Origin of the sequence: Cohnella luojiensis (genome assembly GCF_004564235.1) — a bacterium.
In the GTDB taxonomy this organism is placed as follows: Bacteria; Bacillota; Bacilli; order Paenibacillales; family Paenibacillaceae; genus Cohnella; species Cohnella luojiensis.
The window spans coordinates 1-21980 of record NZ_SOMN01000047.1 but is presented as its reverse complement, the minus strand read 5'-3'; the positions used below and the strand labels follow the sequence as shown (position 1 = coordinate 21980).

The window sequence follows — 21980 nt, the reverse complement described above, 5'->3', positions numbered from 1 at the left end:
AGGGTGGTCGTCACCCCATGAAAACAAACCGCAAACGAACTCTTATATCAAGCATAAACAGCTGTCGCCGTCCTTGGGATGGTGGCATAGGATTATGTCGGAGACGATCCAGAAATGGAAAGCATAATTTCATACATACTGGATCGTGGACGATAACAGGCTTTCAACCCCAGGGTTGAAAGCCTGTCTTGTTTTTTGCGCGGGGCAAACTTTCTTTGAAGGGGCAATCTTTGTGGCGGATAGGCATCATTCGGCATTATTGGCAATATGGATCAGCTTAATCAGCAACATCATTCTAACCGCTCTGAAGATCGTGGCAGGGCTTTTACTCGCAAGCCCCGTACTCCTTGCGGACGGAGTGCATAACGCGGGGGACATCATCGCAACCGCAGCGGCTTTGACCTCCTCCATGGTATCCAAGAAACCCGCGGATGACGATCATCCCTACGGGCACGGGAAAGCGGAGGTCGTGGCATCCGCATTCGTAGCGATCATCCTCATTCTTGCCGCCTTCTGGATCGGCATCCAATCGATAGGCGCGCTGTTCGAACCTCCCGGGGAAGAGAACTGGTTAGCACTCGGAGCAGCCGCCCTGTCTCTTATCTGGAAACAAGCGCTGTATCTTTATACTGTTCGCGTCGGGAAGTCCGCCAATAGCAAAAGCGTTCTGGCCACCGCCTACGATCACCTAGCCGACGTATACGCGTCTTTGGCCGCGGTTATCGGCATCGGGCTCGGGTTATTTGGCGACCGCCTGGATTGGGAATGGGCCGCCTACGGAGACCCGGTTGCCGGAATCGTCGTATCCTTGCTCGTGCTAAAGCTCGCTTACGAAATCGGCAAGGATTCCGTCGATATACTGATGGAGCGCAACGTCGCGGCGGAAAAGCTCGCCCACTACGAGAATTTGCTCCGAACGGAAGACCAAGTGAAGAGAATCGACCGCGTAAGAGCACGCGAGCACGGTCACTACATCATCGTGGATATTCGAGTCGGAGTCCCCCACGATTATACGATTCAACAAGGGCACGATCTCAGCAAACAGCTCAAGAAGCTGATCATGGATTTTGACCCGGACGTCGTCGAAGTGATGATTCACTTGAACCCGTGGGAAGAACGCAAACTCATAACCTCTGAATAGCGAAATAAATCCCCGTCTAACCCGTGGACAACCACCCGCGAATTCTCCCTGCTCGTACATAAAATGCAGTGGAGGGATGCCGAATGTTGAAAGCCGCCGTCAAATATACTCCGCGCCAGATTACAGCTTTTATCAACCGCGCGGAATCTTTATGGTTAAACGTTTTCGATTCGTCGCTGAATGGACCATCGATTTTCATCGGCGGAGACGAGTACAAGAGATTACCGCTCCGCTTCAGTACGCGCGCCAAAATTCTTGCCTACTTCAATCAGAATTGGAGTGCCAGGTTCAGCGCGATCATGCTTTGCAATCTCATGCCCATCTGTCGCCGCGGAAGACTATTCGTGATCGTGGCAGATCCCGGCCCCGTTCCGTCCAAGGTCGTAAGCCTTCAAATCCTCAGCCAATCTTCAACCCGAATCCGCGTTAAGGCCTTATTGTCCGGAGGCGCAGAAGGCAACGAAACGATCACCTACACGTTATCCAAGGTAAACGGACGCCTCCGAATCATTTCCCGTTCAGGCCGATCGGGAGATTATCGCTACGCACGTTGTCCAAATTAAAACAAAAAGAGAGGCAAAAGTCGGGTTGGGCGACTTCTGCCTCTCTTTTTGCCTTTAGGCCACTTTATTATAGGTCATAATCCAGATCGAGCCCGCAACGATAGTCAGCACGATAATCAAACCGAGAATGAGCACCATCAGGTTATATCGCGGTTTGCCCTCTTCCTTCAGATGCATGAAGTATACGAGTTGAACGACGAATTGCAGAATCGCCGAGCCTAGCAGAACTACCTTGGCAGCCGTGCCGTCCAGAATGTCGTTCAGGACGACTATCAGCGGAATCGCGGTCAGAACGAGCGACATGACGAAGCCGATGACATAAGACTTGAGCGAGCCATGCGCTTCATGCGAATCATGGGCCGGTTGTTGCGCCATCTTACATCACCCCCATCATATAGACGATCGTGAAGACGAAGATCCATACCACGTCGAGAAAATGCCAGTACAGACTGACAATGTTCACCTTGCGACGCGTGACGGAGTTAATGCCGTGACGCCCAAGTTGGATCATGATCGCGATCATCCATACGAGACCGATCGAGACGTGAAGCCCATGCGTTCCGACCAACGTATAGAATGCCGACCAAAAAGCGCTGGTGGAAATAGACGCGCCTTCGTGCACTAAAGTCATGAATTCCGTAACTTCCAAGGTGATGAACGCCGCTCCCAGAAGTACCGTCACAATTAGCCAACCGATAAGTCCTTTTCGGTCGCCTCTGTTCATCGACAGCACTGCCAATCCGCTCGTAAAGCTGCTCGTCAGGAGGATGAATGTCTCGGCAATGATACCCGGCATTTCGAACAGCTCCGCCCCGGCAGGGCCTCCGGCGTAGCTTCCGCTGAGTACCACATAAGTCGCGAACAAGGTTCCGAACAAGATGCAGTCCGTGATCAGGAAGATCCAGAAGCCCATCATCCGCAGCCCTTCAAGATCATGATGCTCTTCATGGTGATGCTCGTCGTGTCTTGCAGGCTCAGCAATCGCGCGGTTTACCGAATTCGCCATTAGATAACCCTCCTTGCTGCAGCTTCCGTGCGCTTGATTTCGTCGACGGGAATATAGTAATCCGTATTGTAATTAAACGAGTGATACAGCATACATGCTCCTACGCCGATCAGACCCGGAATCGCCATCCATAACCAGTCGAACACGAGTCCGAACCCTGCCACGAACCAGAACGCCGACATAATGAAAGGAACGCCCGAATTTTTCGGCATATGGATCGGTTCGAGCTTCGATTGAGGCTTAGGCGCCCCACCCTCCGCAAGGCGACGCTTCTCTTCCCACCATGGATCTTTTTCGTCCGCTTGCGGCAAAGTCGCGAAGTTATAAACCGGAGCAGGCGACGGAATCGACCATTCCAGCGTACGGCCTCCCCACGGATCGCCAGTCGTATCTTTCTCCATAAACTTGATGCTGTGCAGGATTTGCCACACCTGGAACAGGAAGCCGATTCCCATCAGGAAACCGCCGATCGTAGATGTCAGATTGAGCTCGTACCAACCCTTATCCCAGCCGTAGCTGCTTACGCGACGAGTCATCCCCATCAATCCGAGCACGTATTGCGGCATAAAGCATACATAGAACCCGATATTCCAAGTCCAGAAAGCCCATTTGCCGATTTTCTCGTTGAGCTTGAATCCGAATACTTTAGGCCACCAATAATAGAGACCCGCGAAAAATCCGAACGCCACGCCCCCGATAATGACTTGATGAAAATGGGCAATGAGGAAATAGCTATTATGGAACTGAAAATCCGCAGGCGCGACGGATAACAGCACCCCGGTCATCCCGCCGACGATAAAGCAAGGAATAAATCCGATCGTCCAGAGCATCGGCGTCTTGAAGGAAATCCGGCCGCGGAACATCGTGAACAGCCAGTTGAATACCTTTACTCCAGTCGGTATGGCGATGATCATCGTCGTAATCGCGAAGAAAATATTCACGTTCGCGCCGGAACCCATCGTGAAGAAGTGATGCGCCCAAGTGAAGAAGGAGAACAAGCTAATGCTCATCAAGGCGAATACCATCGATTTATAACCGAACAGCCTTTTCTTGGAGAAGGTCGCCACGATCTCGGAGAAAATACCGAAAGCCGGCAGCACGATAATGTACACCTCGGGGTGACCCCACATCCAGATCAGGTTAATATACATCATCGGGTTGCCTCCACCATCAAGGGTGAAGAAGTGAGCGCCGAAATAGCGGTCAATGAAGAGCAACGCCAGAGTAACCGTCAGAATCGGGAATGCCAGAAGGATCGTTAAGCTGCTAGAGAGTACCGACCATGTGAACATCGGCATCTTCATCAGCTTCATGCCCGGCGTGCGCATTTTCAGAATCGTGACCACGAAGTTAATACCCGTCATCAAGCTCCCGATCCCGGAGATCTGAATGCCCCAAATATAGAAGTCCTGCCCTACGCCAGGGCTATGGGACATCTCGGAAAGCGGCGGATACGCAAGCCATCCGGCATCCGGCGATCCCCCGATAACGAACGACACGTTGAACAGCATCGCGCCGAAGAAGAACAACCAGAAGCTTAGAGAGTTCAGGAACGGAAACGCGACGTCTCTCGCCCCGATCTGTAACGGGATGACCAGATTGAACAACCCGAACATCAGCGGCATCGCCATGAACAGTATCATGATGACGCCATGGGTCGTGAAGATTTGGTTATAGTGTTCCGGGGAGAGGAACTCCGCATCCGGAATCGCAAGCTGCGTGCGCATGAGGAGCGCATCGACTCCGCCACGGAATAGCATGAGCAAGGACGCGATAACATACATAATACCGATTTTCTTATGATCGACGGTCGTTAGCCAATCGCGCCAAAGCCACGTCCATTTCTTGAAATAGGTGAGCGCGGTCACGACCGCGATGAGCGTTAGCCCGATGGAAACGTCCGCACCGTAGATAAGCGGGTCTCCCGTTACGAAAAACTCGGACGCGAACTCTTTAATTTTGTCCAACATGCCGGCACCGTCCTTTCTCGTTATTCATGGTTCGTATGTCCTTCATGGTTGCTGGAATCGTGGTTCGTGGATTCAGGGCTTTCCGTGGCCACTTCTTCTTCGCGAGCATCGTGTTCGCTATGCCCGTTCGCATCCTCGCCGCCGGAGCCGTGATTATGTCCGCCGTATTTGGTCACGATTCGGTTAAATAGGCCTTCCGGAATCGAAGAATATGTCGTTACATCCGACACGCTCGGGATCGCCAATTGCTCGTAACCTTCGTCCGTGAGCGGAGGGGATGATCCTTTGACTTGTTTCACCCATGTATCGAACTCCTCTTGCGAGGTCGCCTTCGCCGTAAACTGCATCTTGCCGAACTCGCGTCCGCTGAAGTTGGCGCCCATCCCCAAGTAAGAACCAGGCTCATCCGCGATGAGATGAAGCTTCATCGCCATCCCGGACATCGTGTAGATTTGGCCGCCCAATTGCGGAATCCAGAAGGAGTTCATCGGTGCATCCGAGGTGAGCTCGAATCGGACCGGAACATCCTCGGGAAATTGCAAATAGTTAACCGTGGCGATCCCTTGCTCCGGATATTGGAACAGCCATTTCCAATCCAGCGAGGTTACTTGGATAACCAGCGGTTTAGCCTCATGCTCCAACGGCTTGGAAGGTTCCAGGTTATACGTATATCTAGCGGTGACGATTGCCAGAATGATTATGATAACGATGGGAATGCCCCACCAAATCGCTTCCAGCTTGGTGCTATGCTCCCATTCAGGCTCATATTTCGTCGTACTATCCGGTTTGTGACGGTATTTCCATACGATATAGAAGGTTAGAATCAGTACCGGTACGATAACAACCAGACAAAGCACGGTAGATATCAGAATCAAATCCAGCTGTTGCTTACCGACAGCGCCTTTCGGATTCAGTACGAGCAGCTTGTCGCTGCAACCGGTCATTAGAATCGCCATCGCGAACAGCGATACGACGGCCGTTAGGCGCCGAAGCCCTTTCATCATGTCCATCTCCTCCATCTTCTTGCTCTTTACCATTACCCGGCGATAAGCACCAGAAGCACGCATTTCCGAGGGCAAACGAGTACATCTTTCCCTTACCTGAATCCAACATATCAGAAAGAAAAGCATAGTTCTGCACTGTTAACAAAGGCGACAAACAAACGTTGAAATTTCGCAATAGTTTGTTCAATATTTCGACACATTGTGAATTTTATTACATACTTTGGACAAAATTGAACCACAAAAAGAACCACCCTAACAGAATTTACGTTCTGTCGAGGTGGTTCTTATCCGTTTATTGTCGTGAATTTAGGCCAGGTCTTCCGAAGTTACCGATGCTTGGGAGGTCTCCTGATTCCTTTGCATCAGCGGAGCGATTACGCCGAACAGCATAATTTGGCTGCCTCCGATTAAAAATCCGATGCCGACCATCAAGCCGAGGTTACGGTCGTTAAACTGAGCGATATTCATGATGCAGCAGAGAATGCCTACTCCGATAACAACCATGGCAACCCACTTCAGCATCCGCGACATTTCCTTATTTTTCATGAGGTTCAACCCCTCTCCGTTGTAAGCGCTATATGTGAACATTTTAGCACAACCTTATGACGAATTAAAGTCGAACTTCACAAATCGGACAAAAATAGGCTTGTCCGTATTAGAAACTCCGGCAGTATTAAGTTCGAGAACATGACGGGACGTTCCTACTTGTCGATTCCGGTACCATTCATTCCCCCGAATCTCCGTACCGTATCCTCCTGCGCGTCCCTGAGGATACGGTGTGTTTTGTTATGCCGCAATAGCGTCCGTGAGATGAAAGGCTGGCATTAAGCTCCAACTTTGGTCGAGGTTCTTTCCATTCCCGGGGCGGTTACGGGAGAACCTTCTCCCTAGCTACAATGAGATTAAAGCATCCCCTGCCGGGGACATGGACAATAAATAGGAGGTTATTATTTTGTTCTTTCTCATTACTACTATCATCAACGCTTGCGCGTTTTTCTTGCTCATCTTCTCCTGGATCGCTGGCAGCAAAGCCTCTCGTCTGTTATACGGCGGTTCGGCGGAAAGACTCAACCGCAAGACGCGCAAACAAATGGTATGGGCCGCCTACGTATCATTGCCTGCACTAGCCCTGATTGGAGCTACCCTCTTCATAACTGCATCTATGAGCCCTGTATTCTGGGAGGATCGCGTGCTGCTACACCTTCCCCTCACGATAGTTCCGTTACTATCCATATGGCTGCTTTCGATGCCTAGACTGTGGAAGCTATGGAAGGAAACGCGTCGAACGACTGGCGCGCCGATGCCGGGAGACATTCGCAAGCAAGCCGCACATCCGCTCATCATCGTTCCTTTTCAAATGTCCGCTCTCGGCGCGCTGACCACTTTCTACTTCTTGCTCGTGACGCCCGTACCGCTTCAATTCACGAATGCCATCGTCCCCGTGCTGTTATGGGCGGCTGCTTCCGTTGCCATCTGGACGGTCCATGACCGGCGCTTCCAGAAGGTAAGCCGATCTGATGCGTCTCTACTGCTGTTGCCCTGGCGGAGAGCCTTAAAAGGACTAGGAATTTTCTGCGTCGCGGCAGGTCTTGCCTCAATCTCCTTGATCATCGAGAGTCAGAATAGCCGCCTGCCGGCGCAGTTGAACATGGCGGAAGGGGCCATGGATTTCGGCGGAGGTACAATTCTTGAGCATGACTCGCAAGGCGGCAATTCCATCGCCATGCTCACGGGTCCCCGGGAAGGAAAGCCCGATCGGACGTTTACTCTGACCGCGGAGAAGAAGACGGTCAGGTTAGCATCGGGTAAAACGATAGACGCTTGGACGTATAATGGGCAGCTTCCCGGACCGGAATTACGAATGAAGCAAGGGGAACTCGTCGAGGTAACCTTGATTAACCGCGACATAGAAGAAGGAGCCACGATCCATTGGCACGGACTCGACGTCCCCAACGCCGAAGACGGCGTCGCCGGCGCGACGCAGGACGCGGTTATGCCGGGACAACGCCACGTCTATCGTTTCGTTGCGGAACAAACGGGCACTTTCTGGTATCACTCTCACCAGGATTCCCAAGAGGCCGTACAAAAAGGATTGTTCGGCGCGTTGATCGTCGAGCCCGATGCTCCGGTCTCGTCGAAACCGGAGGAGGATATCGTCGTCCTCTCGCACGTATGGGACGAAGTCGGCATGGCAATCGATACGAAGAACGGAATCCAACATAAGAAAGTAACCCCGGGGACGCCGGTACGTATCAGACTGATCAATACCCAAGATTGGGTGAGACAGAAATACGTGCTAGCTGGATCTTCTTTTCAAGTCGCGGCGATCGACGGCACGAGTTTGAACGGACCGTCCGATCTCGAGAACGTTCACCTCATGCTGCCGACGGGTGGAAGAGCGGACATTACGTTCCTTATGCCCGATCACCCCGTTTTCCTTAGCGTAGGCGGCAATAAGAACCTGGGGGTTCTCCTCAGCCGGGACGGAAACGGCGAAATTCCCGATATTCCACAGGCGGAAGAATTCGATCCTCTTAGCTACGGAACACCTATGAAAACCCTAATAGATGCGGATAGCCGATTCGACCGGGAGTTCGAGATGATACTCGACAACAAGCTGGCTTTCTACGACGGCCAGTTCGGCTCGCTCTATACGATCAACGGCCAGGTTTTTCCGGATACGCCCATGTTCATGGTCCAAGAAGGCGATCTCGTGAAGACGACCATCGTCAACCGCGGAGCCGTCGACCACCCGATGCACCTGCACGGCCATCATATGTTGGTTCTTTCCCGTGACGGAGAGTCATCGACCGGCAGCCCTTGGTATTCAGATACGTTGGACGTGGAGCCTGGCGAAACGTACGAAGTCGCCTTCCTCGCGGATAACCCGGGACTATGGATGGACCATTGCCACAATCTGACGCACGCGGCGGTCGGTATGTCCATGCACCTCATGTACGAAGGGATAACGACTCCGTATTCCGTAGGCAAGGAAACGATTAATCACCCAGAGTGAACGGTTGCGGATAGCGCCGACGTTTCCGAGTGAAACCGGACTAGGATCACACGATAATCCCCCCGGCTACCTGGAGGAAATAAGCGCGCGTGGCAGTGCTATTCTCCCGAGAATCGGTTACCGGGAGGAAATAAGCACGCGCGGCGGTCTTATTCTCCCGAAAATCGGCTGCCGGGAGGAAATAAGCACGCGTGGCGGTCTTATTCTCCAGAAATTCGGCTGCCGGGTGGAAATAAGCGTGCGCGGCGGTCTTATTCTCCCCAAAATCGGCTTCAATGCGGAATAGTACCGCTTAAAAAACCACGGCACTGACTTCCAATACGTGAAAATCGAGGACTCCACTACCTCGGACGAAGACGGCGGCTGGGTGAACGCTTCGGTGGAATTCCACACGTTGGAATCCGCTTGCGAAATCTTGCTTGGCTATGGAAGGCACGCCCGGGAGATATCGCCCGCAGAACTTAATCAAGCCATCCGCGAGGAATGTCTGGCCGTAACCGCGCTCTACGAGAACAGCTAAAACCCTACGCCTCCAGCCTTGCCTCCCGCTCGCCCATTTTTCGCCACGCGACCCCTGCTCTCGATCCAAAATGGTTTATTCTATTGGTCTCTCCATCCAAGCAACCTGTCTAGTGGAGAATAGAATAGCATAACCGCCTTGGACAAGGAGAGTGATGTTGAACGATGTCGGATTCACGGATTTCCATTACCTTGCTAGGCAGCAGCGGGGGGCTAGCCAAAGCCGTTCTGTCCCTGTTAAACAAAGCGATCGCGAGTCGCGACGATCCCCTGTACGGAATTCTCTCGAAAGCCGAGTTTCACCTCGTAGACATGAAGCAGCAAACTCTTTCCTATTACTCTAGCCTAGCTCCCGAACTATTCCCCCAAATCCGTCTCCATCAGCTAGACCTGCGTGACTTGAAGGCATTTAACCAGCATCTTACGAATACCTATACGAAGCTGGTAATCGACGTTTCATGGGCGGATACGCTGGAGATGCTCGATTGCTGCAACGAACTCGGAATTTTATACGTGAATACTGCTCTCGAGAATACATCCGTGGACGAGGATCCCACTTTGTATGGATTCCCGCTAACGGAGCGATATGAACTTTTCGAGGAGAAAAGATCGGAATTCACGAATATGAAAGCAATCGTTGGTTCCGGGATGAATCCCGGCGTGGTCCAGTGGATGGCCTATAAGCTGCTGCAAGAAAATCCGGATCAAACGCCGCTTGCCTGCTATATCGTCGAGCATGACACATCCATGTACGCAGACCCGCTAATTCTGAAGCCAAGAACGATATACACGTCATGGTCCGTTGAATGCTTTCTGGACGAGGCCATTCTCAGTTACCCCATGTTCGTTCGCAATGGATTGCCGCATTATTGGCGCGAAGAGGTATACTCCACCGAGTACAAAATTCGAATGGGCGATAAGCTGTTTTACGGCTGCCTCATGCCTCACGAAGAAATTCTGACGCTAGGAAAGCTTAAGAATTGGGAGGCGGGCTTCGTCTACTGCGTCAGCGACTATACGACAACCTTAATCCGCGACCATCTGGACAATGTCGACGAGTTATGGGAGTGGGACCAGCATATCGTGGAGCCCTCTGTCGCGGAAGTTCGCGGAGAGGACCTCGTAGGCGTACTATTGGTATACGAAAATGAAGAGAAATTCCTATACAACGTTATGAGCAGCAGTGAGATTTATCCCGTTTATCAGACGAATGCAACCTATTTCCAGGTAGCGTGCGGTGTATATGCTGCAATGGCCAGTATCTTGTTGGATAATGTCCCCGCAGGCGTGTACTATGTAGACGAACTACTTGCCTCAGGCAACTCTTGCGGTTACGGAAACTATGTCGCTCGGTATATGACCCCGTTCGTTAGCGGCACCAATCCCGACTCCGACGGTTTGCTCATACAAAGAAGAAGAGAAGTCTAATCGACTTCTCTTTCTATTTCTCTTACGATATTGAGCAATACTTCGTTATGGTCCGTCTGAACCTTTGCCCCAACATGTAGATTGGAGAAATAATGCGGCATATGCAGGACGTCCCGCAATCGTTCCGGGGCCAAGTGATCGACGGGTACCCGGATCTTAATATCTTTTGCTGCTATCGGCTTTAAGGTGCCTAAGCAGAAGCCCCAATCCTCGCCTGAATCTACGATGAAATCCAAATGAAAGGGCAGAGTATGGAAGCCCGCGCTCTTCATGGTCGCTTGAATACTGCCGAAGTACTCGGGCATCCATGAGGAAGTGGAGCATGCGACTCCGATTGCGCCTCCAAGGTTGAGATGACCCTTTAGCAGCTCGTAAAATTCTTTGCTGAACAGTTTCGATAAGCTCGGACATCGATCCGTCGGCTCCGGAACGTCAATGAGGATAACATCCCATTTCCGAGAACTGCTCTCTACGTACTGCCTTCCGTCGGCGATCACCGTCTCTACCTTCGGGTCGTTAAGCGCACCTCGGTTGAACTTCACAAGCCCCTCTAGACTCTTGCCGAATTCCATCACTACGTCATCGATGTCGACGGCCGTAATCGACTCTACATCCTCGTATTTCAAAGCTTCGCGTGTCGTCACGCCTCCGCCCCCGCCGATGATTAGCACGCCTCTCCTGCTCGCGGCGGCGGACATCGGGACGTGAACGAGGGCTTCCGCGTATTGATCCTCGTCCTCCGTCGTGTTGAACATCAATTCTCCGTTGCAATAAACCCACGTTTCTCCCTGATGCTCGACGAGGGCAATCTTCTGCGTAGCGGTCTTAAACTTGCGAACGATGCGATAAGGTCCCTCAGGCTTCTCTTTGTCATGGATGTAGGCGCGCGATGATCCGGGTCCCCAAGTCCTCCAATACAGCTTGTACCCCCATTGATAAGCAATGACAAGTACAACGCCCAGCGCAAATGCCAATAGGTTATCCATTCCCCACCTGCTCTTCTGAAAAAGTGGCTTCTGAGGACATCCTATTCCGAATTCGGCGACGCGTGCCTGAATTCCACTATTGAATCTACAGGACGAAATTCCTTCCTCCAAATCATCCGATTAAAGGATAGGATCTTCCCCGCGTCGAACAGATTGTACATACCACCATTCCGCGAGGAGGATTTCCCTTGACCCTATCCACCGTCAACATTCAAGGCATTGCCCAGCTCTCGATACCTGTTCGCGATATCGCGAGAGCCTCGTTATTTTACAATAAAACGCTCGGTTTGCCGCTGTTATTCTCGCAATCCAATATGGCCTTGCTGGATTGTCATGGAATTCGTTTGCTGTTAGGAATACCGGAAAAGCCGGAGGATCACCCTAGCTCGGTCGTGTACTTCAAAGTCGCGGACATCGAAGGGACGTATCGGAGCCTGCTTGCGGATGAAGTAGAATTCACTAGCAAACCGCATAAGATCGCCGAATTCAACGGCTTCGCCGTATGGATGGCTTTCTTCAAGGATCCGGACGACAACGTTCATGCCCTGACGAGCGAGGTTCCGATTGCTTGATCTTAAGTGCAGTGGTGCCCCAATGGAAAAGTATATAGCCTAGGTAATGGGGGTAATATAGGCTGATCTACTTATTATGGGGTGTGAGCCGGATTGGATTTTTTCAAAGGCCAAGAGACGCTGTCCGCCATGGGATGGATACTAAGAAGCATCGTCGGCTTTACTTTTTTAATAGCAGTAGCAAAATTCATGGGCCAACGATCTATCTCTCAGCTTAGATTCCTCGATTTCAGCATCGCGATTATTCTTGGCAACATTCTCGCCCATCCGCTATCCGACGAAAAGTTAGGATTGAAAGGTTCCATGATCACTACGGTCGTAATCGTGGTGCTCTACGTAGCAGGTGTAGGTCTAAGCTTGAAGTGGCCTTTGTTTAAACGATTTCTCGATCCGCCCACGCTTGACCTCGTTCGCAACGGCCAAATTCTGTATCCTAATCTATCCAAAGCAAGAATTACCGTCGAATATCTCTTTTCCGAAATTCGCAAAGAGAAGGTTGAGGATATTAACAAGGTATCCCTAGCCGTTTGGGAACCCGGAGGTACGATTTCCGTATTCTTGGACACTCGATTTCAGCCGCTAACTCCCTCGGATATGCAGATAACCCCATCGCCTTTCGCCCTCATAAGGCCGATTATCGTCGATGGGGTTATCGATATGACTCTGCTCAGAGAGATGGGCAAAGACGTTAACTGGCTTGCTAACAAGACCGGGAATGCTCCATCGGAAATATCCAACGTGAAATTAGCAACCATCGATGATAGCGAGAACGTACGAGTTTACTCTAACGACTTGCGGAGCTAGATTTTCAGCCTGATGCGGGTAAGCCTGCGGATCAACGACAATCCAATGAAAGCTCCCGCTAGCAGTCCCGCGTAGTACCAGATCAACTCATTGGACATGCTTAGCATCTCCGATACGAACAATGCGCTGAACAAGGAGAAACAAGCAACGAAGCTCACTTGCAGGATTCTATCCCAAACCGGGAAAAGAAGAAGTTTTCCGTTGTTCTCGGCGCGGTTTTTCTCGTATGCCGCCATTCCGCCCCACCCGGCCAAAAGCAGCAGCGCCGCCATTCCGATGACGTATTTCGCGGATAGAAATGGATATTGCACGAATAAGTAATAGTCCGGACTGAAATAACGATAGAACTGATATTGATCCCTGTAACTATAGTAGCGGCCGTTGGATAGATAGATGTCGTGGACCCGAAGGAACCGTTCGATCAGCACCCATAATCCGAGCGGCAAAACGAAAACCAAGCCGGAGAAAATGCCTTGCGACGCGATGCTCCCGCTAATGGCTCCCAAGAACAAAGCCAGCGTGTACAACGCGGTCACGGTAAGCATCGAATACAGGAATTCGTTCGCGTGAAACGCGAAACTGAAGTAAGACGAGACCGGCGAGCTCGCCATGACGGCCATGTCGATCAACGTATTGAGCAGGAGCGAGCCGGCCAGCAGTCCGACCCCGAACAGCCACTTGGTTACGTAAATGCTTCTTCGGGAATAGGGAAAAGAAAACAACAATTCTTGCGCGCCGTTGCGCCGTTCCGCCCCGATCTGGATGAGGGCCAGAACGAATAGCGCCAAGACGAGCATCATGCGGCTGTTCGATTCCATGTTGCCGTACTGATACGCTTCCAGCATGGAATTCGCGAATCTAACCCGGAGTGCTATCAGATCCTCCCCGCCCATAAACCATTCGTTATAACGCTGCAATCCGAGCATTAGAAAGTGCCCTAGCGGAATTATCCATATCATCGCCCTTGCCTGGCGGATTTCTCTAAGCATTAGCGATTTAACCCACATAATTGCTTCCCCCCAGCTTCCATACGAACAAGTCCTCCAGCTTCATCGGCAGATGCTCCATTAGCAGCGGATCGAATTTCCCCATCTCTTCCAACGCGCCGATAGGGGCTTTCGTATCCACGAGCACCGTATAAACGCGGCCGATCTTGTCCAGCACTCGCACGCTCGGAGAGTTTAACCAAGACGCGGGTGCTTCATCGCGGAAAACGACCTGGAACTTGCGAACGGCTCCGTTCGCGGTCTCGTCCATATCATGCGTCTCGATCCCCCCGGCCTTCATTACCAGAATCGTGTCCGCCACCCGCTCCAACTCGTTTAACAAGTGTGAGGAGATGACCAGCGTCGTGCCTTCTTCCGCGGCTTCCATCAGCAGCGTCATGACCTGTTTCTTGGCGATGGCGTCGATTCCGTTGGTCGGCTCGTCCAGCAAGACGAACGGCGCTTTGGTCGCAAGTCCGAGAACCGTGCTGAACAGCATGCGCATCCCCTTGGAGAACTGCCTGATTTTGCGGTCCAACGGAAGTTCCAATTTATGTAGCGTATTCGAGAAAAAACCTTTATCGAACGTCGGATAGATGTGCGAGAAGAACAAGGCGCTCTCCATGGCCGTGTAGCTGAAAAGAGCTTCAGGACTGTCCGGAATGAACACGATGTTCAGTTTCTTTGACGGAGTAGCGTGGATGGATTGTCCCTCGTATTCCACTGTGCCCGCATCCGGAATCAAAATTCCCGCCATCGTCTTGAACAATGTCGTCTTGCCCGCGCCGTTCCGTCCTACGACGCCGACCACCCGGCCTTGCTCTAGCTTGAAGTCTACGCCCCGAAGAACCGCTTGCCCGTCGATTGTCTTGCTAAGGTTACTAACCGTCAGCATCCTGTTCCCCCCAATTCCTCTCGACCTCATCCGTCACCCACGTCTTGAAGCCCGCTTTAGTCATGCCGAGATGACGAGCCTCGATAATCAGACGTTTCATCTCTTCGCGTAGTTGCTCTCCGCGTTCTCGCTCCATTCCCGGAGAGGCAGCCGGCTTGCATACGAATGCGCCTTTGCCCCGCGCGGTCGCGATAACGCCCTGCCTCTCCAGCTCCTGATACGATTTGGCCACCGTATTCGGATTAATGAGGAGCATCCCGGACAGCTCGCGAACGGAGGGAATTTTGTCCCCTTCCCTTAAGCCGCCCTTTACGATAAGCTCCTTCACCTGGTTGATGATTTGTTCATAGATCGGCGTCATGCTCCGTTCATTGATTTGAATCATAGGCCATGAGTTCACCCCTTTATTGTGCACGAGTGGCGTTCTAATACTGTATCATTCGGTATAGTACACACAGTACAAAATGGGGTGGAAAAAGTCAATAGGGATATTGGGGCGAGCGGCTCAAAGTCCATTGAAAAGCCCATTAGACCGCTCTCAGCGGCTTAGAGCCTCCCAAACCTCCGCTTTTGGCCAATTAGACCGCTCTCAGCGGCTTAGAGCCTCCCAAACCTCCGCCTTCGTCCAAATAGTCCGCTCTCAGCGGCTTAGAGCCTTCCAAACCTCCGCTTTTGACCAATTAGACTGCTCCCAGCGGCTTAGTCAAAATTCAAATAAGCGTTCCTGGCGCGGGTATTTGGTTAGTCGAATGCACTTTTGGCGAAATAAGCGTTCCTGGCGCGGGTATTTGATTAGTCGAAGGCACTTTTGGCGAAATAAGCGTTCCTGGCGCGGGTATTTGGTTAGTCGAAGGCACTTTTGGCGAAATAAGCGTTCCTGGCGCGGGTATTTGGTTAGTCGAAGGCACTTTTAGCGAAATAAGCGTTCCTGGCGCGGGTATATGGTTAGTCGAAGGCACTTTGGCGAAATAAGCGTTACTGGCACGGGTATTTGGTTAGTCGAAGGCACTTTTGGCGAAATAAGCGTTCCTGGCGCGGGTATTTGGTTAGTCGGGGGAACTTTCGGCAAAAATAAAACCCGCGATTTCCGCGGGTTAACCGAACGTACGAACGTCTTATTTTTCTTTGACTCCGAATCTCTTGATGGATTTCGCGCGGGCGCGCATCATTTCAACGTCGCGATTGCGGGATTCGGCGTTGGTGACCAGCGAGCCCAACAAGTTGCGGGCAACGGTGGCCACCTCGTCGACAGCCCGATGAAACGACTCCTCGTTCGCTTTCGAAGGAGTATTGAAGCCCGATAGTTTTCTCACGAATTGGAGAGCGGCAGCCCGAATCTCCTCCTCGGTAGCCGGAGGCTCGAAATTAAACAAAGTCTTAATGTTCCTGCACATGATTTTCTCCTTTTAACTATGCGACTTTCCCTCATTTTAACTTACCCAGTTCGAGATTTCCTGAAAGTACGCGATAAATTGATTCGAAGTCATCGGACGGCCCGTGAAAAATCCTTGGATCCTGTCGCATTCAAGCTGCTGCAGACGATGCATCTGCCCTTCCGTCTCGACGCCTTCCGCCGTTACGGACAAGCCAAGGCTATGCGACATCTCGATGACCGCCTTCGCGATCGCTTCGTCATCGGAGTCCACTATCATATTCAAGATGAACGACGGGTCGATTTTCACGATATGTACCGGCAGTTTCTTGAGCCACAACAGTGAAGATTGGCCGATGCCGAAGTCGTCTATTGCGATTTTAACGCCGATAGCTACCAGTTCGTTAAGCAGCCGGATGCTATGCTCCATGTTCTGTACCGCCGTATGTTCGGTAATCTCCAAGCAGAGGTTAAACGGCTCGATCCCCGTACTCTGAAGAACATTGCGAACGATGTCGGGGAAGTCCTCCTGCTGGAATTGCACCGCCGAGATATTCACCGAGATGACCAAGGACGGCATTCCCGCATGAATCCATCGCCTGCACTCCTTGCAAGCCTGCTCCAGAACCCATTGCCCGATCGGGATGATAAGCGAGGTCTCCTCGGCCAGCGGGATGAACTCTCCTGGCTGAATCGTTTTTCCATCCGGAGTATTCCATCTCAGCAGCGTCTCAGCGCCATAGACTTTGCCTGTGGAGAGCGATACCTGAGGTTGAAAATGCAACGTGAGCTCTTCCCGCTCCAATGCGTATCTTAGGTCGTTTTCCATATTAAACCTTTCCACCCGCTTCGAACTAAGCGCCGGAGTATAGATTTCCAGACGATTGCCCCCGTTCTCCTTCGTGTGATACATCGCCAAATCCGCGTATTTAATTAACGAGTCCACGTCCTCCCCATGACAGGGGTACATGCAAGCCCCAATGCTCGCCGATAAGTAAAATTGTTGGCCCTCCAGAAGGAAGGGTTTCGTCAACATCCGAAGCATTTTCTCGGCCACTCTCACGACTTCATCTACCCCGTGGATACTGGACAGCATCACAATAAACTCGTCACCGCCCAGACGGGCAATTATATCTTGTTCCCCCACGCACTCTTTTAGTTCTTGAGCCACGTGTTGCAGAAGAGAATCTCCGGTTTGATGGCCAAGCGTGTCATTGACGATCTTGAAGCGGTCCAGATCGATCATCATGACGGCGAGCTTCTTGCCGTCCCGCACCCTATCTTCCATTGCTTCGGACAATTTCTCCTTGAACAGTAAACGGTTAGGCAGTCCGGTAAGCGCGTCCTGATAAGCCAACTGGGTAATTCTGGCCTCGTTTGCTTTCTTTTCGGTGATATCCGTTAAAGATCCGATGATTCGAACCGGCCTGCCCGCTGCATTCCAGACGATATCCCCAGCTAGGAAAATCCATAGGAACCGACCATGGAATCCTCGGATACGAAATTCCAATTGAATCGGAAGATCCTTCCGATAGGGCTGCATGAAGGATAACCGCAAAGCCTGCTGATCCTCAGGATGAACGAGCTCCAAGAAAGAACCTGGGGCGTCCGTCAATTCAGCGCTAGCCCGGCTTAGAATGTTGTGAGCGCGGATATTCCAGTCGATCTTATTCGTTTCCAGATTCCAGTCCCATATACCGTCGTTCGTCGTTCTCGATACGATCTCCAGCTTCTCGGCAATCGAGCGGATTTGGTCGAAGAGCATCTCTCGTTCCAACGCTACGGCGAGAATCGTGAAGCTATGGCGGGAAAGATCGTTCGCGACGAAATTGTTCAAGGGATCGAGCGGACCCGCAAGAGCGATGTAACCCCAGTTCTGCAGGTCGGACTTGACGGGATGCAGGATGACGATATCCTCCCCGCCCGGTACGGTTCCGGGAGGCAGATAGTCGATCGGCGGAAAATGATGCAGCTGGTACTTCTCCCCTAGCGGAGGTACCGCATCGCCATTCTTGCTGAACACTTGGCGCACGACCAGATTCCGTTGGCCGTTCGTATCCTCTTCCCATAAAGCCAAGCAACCCCAGTGAGACAAGTTCCAGAAGAGATTAGAAATATGTATTCTATCTTCCTTCGTTGCCAGAATTAATCCTAGGGTCATCTTATAATTGTTGACTGTTATGTTATGGAGCGAAATGCGAAGCTGGGTAAGGCTATGCATGTAATTATCGAAGTCGCTTGCCGACGAGAATTGCGTTCTCTCAGCGCAAGCGCATGAGGAACGGACGATGAATCGGGCGGGGACGATCGACTCGTTTCCCTCTACAGCTCCCCCCTCCAGCATCTCGAATACTTTGCGGACGGCTTCTTTCGCCATGTCCTCGAACGGCTGGCGAACCGTTGTCAGGGATGGATAATTAACGGCCGATTGATGGATATCGTCAAATCCGATTACCGCGTAATCCTGAGGGACGGAATACCCCTTCGATTGCAGGCAGTCGATGACCCCTAAGGCGTTTAAATCCGTACCTGCGGCTACCGCGGTGAAGGAAACCCCGCTTAGAAGCAGCTCTTCCGTAGCGTTAACGCCGCCTTCCAATATATTATCTTTCGTCTTGATGACACGACGCTCGTCGAATGGCAATCCCCGATCTTCCAAAGCATCCCGATAGCCTAAGTAGCGTTCTTGCAAATCGTACTGATCCATATTGCCTACGAACGCAATGTCCCGATGGCCGTGATCGATCAGATGATGGACTGCGGCATTCATGCTTGCGCGATTATTGACAAGTACGGAATGCCCTTGCGGATATGGCGATTGAAAACCTACGCATACGAAAGGCTTGTCGCTTTTCTCCAGCAATTCTAGAAAAGATGCGCTTGCCGAAGGCAATATCAATATCCATGCATCGACGAGATCGAAAGCTATGGGCTCTTCCAATGCGGTGATTCCCAAATAATCATCCGCGACCTGTATGGCGAACAGCTGCGACCGCTTCTCGCGAACCGATTGATGAATGTATGGCAATAACCGTCCGTAATATTCTCCGTCCAAGTGCGGCGCGATTACCCCAATCCGATAACCCTGAGCCATGTTGGTCCCCGCCTTCTGCATGTAAGTAACGAATACGTGTGTGTATTGACAAGTTTCAACATTTTACCTCGAAATCCTCTAACCGGATCCGGATATGCAAAAAAAATTACGGCTGAGCATTCGGACATTCTTCTAGCATATTTTCGCGGCCTTATTTCCCTTATCGGAAAGTATGGCAGTCCTTGAGAGCGGAAAAGCCGTTTTTCTCGTTACGGATTTGCCCAGATTGACCTCTACAGCGAAAAGAGTTCCAAATACCTAAGACTTTAGTTAGTACGATTTCGTTACTATTAAGGCGCCATTCGTCCGCGGCAGGGGGATTAGAGAGTTGAAGAAGAGGAGGTTTTCCCGTTAGACTATCTTGAGAAGCGATGAATTTCTACATGTGAAATCGGAGGTGGGGTTTTTAGATGAAAACAGTCGTCGTTGGAGCAGGGGCCATAGGAGGTTTCATCGCCGCACGTATGCTTGAAGCGGGGTTAGACGTTACTCTTCTTGTTCGCGAGGGAAGAAAGCAGAAACTGCAGGCACACGGTCTTGTGGTGAAAAGCCCGACCGGCGATCACGAAAGTCGCCCTCCGCTGCTGGTTAGCGGCGAGGTTGGCGGACCGTTCGATCTCGTGATCATGGCCATCAAAGCTTATGGGCTAAACGAGGCGATTGAGCAGCTCCGGCCTTATCTTCATCCGCATACTGCAATCCTGCCCTTCCTCAACGGAATGAAGCATATGGAGCAGCTCGCCGAGGCTTACCCGGGACAGCCCTTGCTAGGCGGCGTTGCCCGTATCGAAGTCACATTAGGCGAAGATGGGGTTATCCATCATTTGACACCGAACCATCAGTTTACTTACGGTAAATTCCGCAATTTCACGGAACCGCAATACGAAGCGCTTAGAATAGCCCTGTCGGTCGTTCCCTTGTTCGCGGAAAAGTCCGATATCGGGCGCGATCTCTGGGAGAAGTATGCCCTCATCAATGTGCTTTCCGGGTTGACGTCGCTCTTCCAAGCGTCCGTCGGCGATATTCGGGACTCCTCCCGGGGCATGGATACGTTTAAGCAGGCTTTTCAGGAAACGTCGGAGGTCATCCGCCTTGCGGGCGGCAAGTTAAGCGAGGGGCTCGTCGAGAAGCAATTGAAGATGATTGAAAAATGGCCCCGAGAAAGCACGTCCTCCATGCTCAGGGATCTCTCGCTGGGTTTGCCCACGGAGTCCGAGCATATCCAAGGCTATTTATTGGAGCTAGCCCATCGATACGGATGTTCCGTCCCCCTGTTAGAAATCATCCGCCAGCGGCTGGAGATTTACGAAAATCACCGAATAGCTGCCTTTAAATCCTCTTAGCGTATTCGTCTCCCCAAGCTTTCATGCTTTGAATGATCGGAGTGAGGGTGGCTCCGAATTCGGTTAACGAATATTCCACCTTGGGCGGAACCTCGTTGTACACTTCGCGGTGGATGATGCCGTCCGCTTCCAGCTCCCTGAGCTGCAGCGTAATCATTCTCTGGGTCACGCCCGGCATTAACTTGCGAATCTGGTTAAAGCGTTTCTTCCCCCAAGCAAGTGGTAGAGGATAATCCCCTTCCACTTGCCCCCGATCACGTCAAGCGTCGCTCCGACCGAACACGTATATTTGTTCCCTTTCCTCGTTACTCCCACGTTATCGTCGCATACCGTTGTTTCCATTTTCCACCCCTCCATCTTGGTATAGCCAATAGTATATTTACTGATACTATACCACATAAATGTGCGTACTATTAATTTCACACCTTAAGTTATACACTAATTTACACGAAGGAGGAATTCAATAATGGTTATTTCGAAGGAACAAATATTAGATGCCTACCGATTCCGGCACGCATGCAAAGAATTCGACCCCGGGCGCCGAATTCCGGAGGATGATTTCTCGTTTATTCTCGAAACAGCTAGGCTGTCTCCAAGCTCCTACGGGTTCGAGCCTTGGAAATTCGTCGTCCTGCAGAATCCGGAGATCCGCGAGAAGCTAAAAGCCCATACCTGGGGAGCGCAAAAGACTCTGCCGACAGCAAGCCACTTCGTACTCCTATTCGCGCGCACGAAACAAGAGCTGTTGCCGGAATCCGATTACATCCAATCCATCATGAAAGACGTTCAACAGCTGCCTCCCGAGGCGGCCGAGAACAAGGGACGCGTCTACCGTAAATTCCTGGAATCCGACTTCAAACTCCTCGACCGCGAAGGGGCGACCGATGATTGGGCGGGGAAACAGACGTATATCGCGCTTGGCAATATGATGACGGCAGCGGCTCTCATCGGTATTGATTCCTGTCCGATCGAGGGGTTCGAGCAAGACCCGATCAACCGAATTCTTCGGGAGGAAGGGATCAATGACGGCGAGAGTTTCCATCTCGTATGCATGCTTGCCTTCGGTTACCGGGTGCGGGAGCCCCGTCCGAAGACAAGACGGGAAATGAGCGAAATCGTCGAATGGAAATAAAAGAATGGGGCGGTCTTCCGCCCAATGTCATTAAGTTAAGGCGCAGGGCCAAAAATCAAGAAAAAGAGCAGGTTATCGAAAAGATAGCCTGCTCTTTTTCTTGCGCGGAAAAGAAAAAAGGACTTGACAAGTAGGTGAAATCGTGTGGC

21 protein-coding genes and 1 pseudogene are annotated in these 21980 nt (G+C 51.6%); 10 read left to right on the top strand and 12 right to left on the bottom strand.

Annotated elements, in window-relative coordinates:
- Positions 1-232: 232 nt before the first annotated feature.
- Together E2980_RS22040 and E2980_RS22035 are read left to right on the top strand one after the other, a co-directional pair.
- The gene (locus tag E2980_RS22040; protein ID WP_135154388.1) at positions 233-1141 is read left to right on the top strand and encodes a cation diffusion facilitator family transporter; all 909 of its coding nucleotides are present in this window, start codon (positions 233-235) and stop codon (positions 1139-1141) included.
- An 83-nt stretch (positions 1142-1224) separates the two neighbouring features.
- On the top strand, positions 1225-1704 hold the full coding sequence (locus E2980_RS22035) for a DL-endopeptidase inhibitor IseA family protein (protein ID WP_135154387.1): 480 nt from the start codon (positions 1225-1227) through the stop codon (positions 1702-1704).
- A gap of 54 nt (positions 1705-1758) precedes the next feature.
- On the opposite strand, the gene cyoD is transcribed toward E2980_RS22035, so the two are convergent.
- The 5 genes from cyoD to E2980_RS22010 form a co-directional block, all read right to left on the bottom strand.
- Positions 1759-2079 (bottom strand): cytochrome o ubiquinol oxidase subunit IV, encoded by a 321-nt coding sequence (cyoD, locus tag E2980_RS22030; RefSeq protein ID WP_135154386.1) that lies wholly within the window; start codon positions 2077-2079, stop codon positions 1759-1761.
- Position 2080: 1 nt separating this feature from the next.
- On the bottom strand, positions 2081-2710 hold the full coding sequence (gene cyoC, locus E2980_RS22025) for a cytochrome o ubiquinol oxidase subunit III (protein WP_135154385.1): 630 nt from the start codon (positions 2708-2710) through the stop codon (positions 2081-2083).
- The gene (locus tag E2980_RS22020) at positions 2710-4680 is read right to left on the bottom strand and encodes a cbb3-type cytochrome c oxidase subunit I (protein WP_135154384.1); all 1971 of its coding nucleotides are present in this window, start codon (positions 4678-4680) and stop codon (positions 2710-2712) included. The genes cyoC and E2980_RS22020 overlap by 1 nt, the downstream gene beginning before the upstream one ends.
- A 20-nt stretch (positions 4681-4700) precedes the next feature.
- Positions 4701-5684, bottom strand: coding sequence for a ubiquinol oxidase subunit II (cyoA, locus tag E2980_RS22015; protein WP_135154393.1), 984 nt, complete (start codon positions 5682-5684; stop codon positions 4701-4703).
- 306 nt (positions 5685-5990) lie between these two features.
- Positions 5991-6230: a hypothetical protein gene (locus E2980_RS22010; protein WP_135154383.1), complete on the bottom strand. Its 240-nt coding sequence runs from the start codon at positions 6228-6230 to the stop codon at positions 5991-5993.
- 406 nt (positions 6231-6636) lie between these two features.
- Between E2980_RS22010 and E2980_RS22005 the strand changes: the two genes are divergently transcribed.
- The 4 genes from E2980_RS22005 (at position 6637) to E2980_RS21990 (ending at position 10647) form a co-directional block, all read left to right on the top strand.
- Positions 6637-8700 (top strand): multicopper oxidase family protein, encoded by a 2064-nt coding sequence (locus E2980_RS22005; RefSeq protein WP_240703142.1) that lies wholly within the window; start codon positions 6637-6639, stop codon positions 8698-8700.
- A gap of 4 nt (positions 8701-8704) precedes the next feature.
- The gene (locus E2980_RS22000; RefSeq protein WP_135154381.1) at positions 8705-8986 is read left to right on the top strand and encodes a hypothetical protein; all 282 of its coding nucleotides are present in this window, start codon (positions 8705-8707) and stop codon (positions 8984-8986) included.
- Between the two features lie 36 nt (positions 8987-9022).
- Positions 9023-9220: a WCX domain-containing protein gene (locus tag E2980_RS21995; protein WP_135154380.1), complete on the top strand. Its 198-nt coding sequence runs from the start codon at positions 9023-9025 to the stop codon at positions 9218-9220.
- Between the two features lie 164 nt (positions 9221-9384).
- The gene (locus E2980_RS21990; RefSeq protein WP_135154379.1) at positions 9385-10647 is read left to right on the top strand and encodes an S-adenosylmethionine decarboxylase related protein; all 1263 of its coding nucleotides are present in this window, start codon (positions 9385-9387) and stop codon (positions 10645-10647) included.
- Here E2980_RS21990 and E2980_RS21985 read toward each other — a convergent pair.
- Entirely contained in the window at positions 10644-11633 is a 990-nt protein-coding gene (locus tag E2980_RS21985) for a spermidine synthase (protein ID WP_135154378.1), read from the bottom strand. The genes E2980_RS21990 and E2980_RS21985 overlap by 4 nt on opposite strands.
- Before the next feature lie 188 nt (positions 11634-11821).
- Here E2980_RS21985 and E2980_RS21980 point away from each other — a divergent pair, with 188 nt between their 5' ends.
- Complete coding sequence (locus E2980_RS21980) at positions 11822-12205, top strand: VOC family protein (RefSeq protein WP_167747222.1); 384 nt, start codon at positions 11822-11824, stop codon at positions 12203-12205.
- Between the two features lie 93 nt (positions 12206-12298).
- Positions 12299-13009 carry a DUF421 domain-containing protein gene (locus tag E2980_RS21975; RefSeq protein ID WP_135154376.1) on the top strand — a complete coding sequence of 237 codons (711 nt, stop codon included), beginning with the start codon at positions 12299-12301 and terminating at the stop codon, positions 13007-13009.
- Here E2980_RS21975 and E2980_RS21970 read toward each other — a convergent pair.
- The 5 genes from E2980_RS21970 to E2980_RS21950 all read right to left on the bottom strand — a co-directional run bounded on the left by E2980_RS21970 (position 13006) and on the right by E2980_RS21950 (position 19356).
- Complete coding sequence (locus tag E2980_RS21970) at positions 13006-14016, bottom strand: ABC transporter permease family protein (protein ID WP_135154375.1); 1011 nt, start codon at positions 14014-14016, stop codon at positions 13006-13008. The genes E2980_RS21975 and E2980_RS21970 overlap by 4 nt on opposite strands.
- Positions 14006-14890 carry an ABC transporter ATP-binding protein gene (locus E2980_RS21965; RefSeq protein ID WP_135154374.1) on the bottom strand — a complete coding sequence of 295 codons (885 nt, stop codon included), beginning with the start codon at positions 14888-14890 and terminating at the stop codon, positions 14006-14008. Before E2980_RS21965 ends, E2980_RS21970 begins: the two co-directional genes overlap by 11 nt.
- Positions 14877-15275: a GntR family transcriptional regulator gene (locus E2980_RS21960; RefSeq protein ID WP_135154373.1), complete on the bottom strand. Its 399-nt coding sequence runs from the start codon at positions 15273-15275 to the stop codon at positions 14877-14879. The genes E2980_RS21965 and E2980_RS21960 overlap by 14 nt, the downstream gene beginning before the upstream one ends.
- A gap of 730 nt (positions 15276-16005) precedes the next feature.
- Positions 16006-16284, bottom strand: coding sequence for a DUF2277 domain-containing protein (locus tag E2980_RS21955; protein WP_135154372.1), 279 nt, complete (start codon positions 16282-16284; stop codon positions 16006-16008).
- 36 nt (positions 16285-16320) lie between these two features.
- Positions 16321-19356: an EAL domain-containing protein gene (locus E2980_RS21950; protein ID WP_167747221.1), complete on the bottom strand. Its 3036-nt coding sequence runs from the start codon at positions 19354-19356 to the stop codon at positions 16321-16323.
- 410 nt (positions 19357-19766) lie between these two features.
- On the opposite strand from E2980_RS21950, the gene E2980_RS21945 reads away from it, so the two are divergent.
- Positions 19767-20699: a ketopantoate reductase family protein gene (locus E2980_RS21945; protein ID WP_135154370.1), complete on the top strand. Its 933-nt coding sequence runs from the start codon at positions 19767-19769 to the stop codon at positions 20697-20699.
- Here the strand turns inward: E2980_RS21945 and E2980_RS21940 are convergent.
- Positions 20686-21041 (bottom strand): annotated as a pseudogene (locus tag E2980_RS21940) (winged helix-turn-helix transcriptional regulator). The gene E2980_RS21945 and the pseudogene E2980_RS21940 overlap by 14 nt on opposite strands.
- Before the next feature lie 124 nt (positions 21042-21165).
- On the opposite strand from E2980_RS21940, the gene E2980_RS21935 reads away from it, so the two are divergent.
- Complete coding sequence (locus tag E2980_RS21935) at positions 21166-21831, top strand: NAD(P)H-dependent oxidoreductase (protein WP_135154369.1); 666 nt, start codon at positions 21166-21168, stop codon at positions 21829-21831.
- Positions 21832-21980: the final 149 nt, after the last annotated feature.

Excerpts from the sequence above, each read along its gene's own strand:
- E2980_RS22035 (WP_135154387.1), top strand. The coding sequence starts at position 1,225 with ATGTTGAAAGCCGCCGTCAAATATACTCCGCGCCAGATTACAGCTTTT.
- cyoD (WP_135154386.1), bottom strand. The coding sequence starts at position 2,079 with ATGGCGCAACAACCGGCCCATGATTCGCATGAAGCGCATGGCTCGCTC.
- cyoC (WP_135154385.1), bottom strand. The coding sequence starts at position 2,710 with ATGGCGAATTCGGTAAACCGCGCGATTGCTGAGCCTGCAAGACACGAC.
- E2980_RS22020 (WP_135154384.1), bottom strand. The coding sequence starts at position 4,680 with ATGTTGGACAAAATTAAAGAGTTCGCGTCCGAGTTTTTCGTAACGGGA.
- cyoA (WP_135154393.1), bottom strand. The coding sequence starts at position 5,684 with ATGATGAAAGGGCTTCGGCGCCTAACGGCCGTCGTATCGCTGTTCGCG.
- E2980_RS22010 (WP_135154383.1), bottom strand. The coding sequence starts at position 6,230 with ATGAAAAATAAGGAAATGTCGCGGATGCTGAAGTGGGTTGCCATGGTT.
- E2980_RS21990 (WP_135154379.1), top strand. The coding sequence starts at position 9,385 with ATGTCGGATTCACGGATTTCCATTACCTTGCTAGGCAGCAGCGGGGGG.
- E2980_RS21985 (WP_135154378.1), bottom strand. The coding sequence starts at position 11,633 with ATGGATAACCTATTGGCATTTGCGCTGGGCGTTGTACTTGTCATTGCT.
- E2980_RS21970 (WP_135154375.1), bottom strand. The coding sequence starts at position 14,016 with ATGTGGGTTAAATCGCTAATGCTTAGAGAAATCCGCCAGGCAAGGGCG.
- E2980_RS21965 (WP_135154374.1), bottom strand. The coding sequence starts at position 14,890 with ATGCTGACGGTTAGTAACCTTAGCAAGACAATCGACGGGCAAGCGGTT.
- E2980_RS21960 (WP_135154373.1), bottom strand. The coding sequence starts at position 15,275 with ATGATTCAAATCAATGAACGGAGCATGACGCCGATCTATGAACAAATC.
- E2980_RS21955 (WP_135154372.1), bottom strand. The coding sequence starts at position 16,284 with ATGTGCAGGAACATTAAGACTTTGTTTAATTTCGAGCCTCCGGCTACC.
- E2980_RS21950 (WP_167747221.1), bottom strand. The coding sequence starts at position 19,356 with ATGGCTCAGGGTTATCGGATTGGGGTAATCGCGCCGCACTTGGACGGA.
- E2980_RS21945 (WP_135154370.1), top strand. The coding sequence starts at position 19,767 with ATGAAAACAGTCGTCGTTGGAGCAGGGGCCATAGGAGGTTTCATCGCC.
- E2980_RS21935 (WP_135154369.1), top strand. The coding sequence starts at position 21,166 with ATGGTTATTTCGAAGGAACAAATATTAGATGCCTACCGATTCCGGCAC.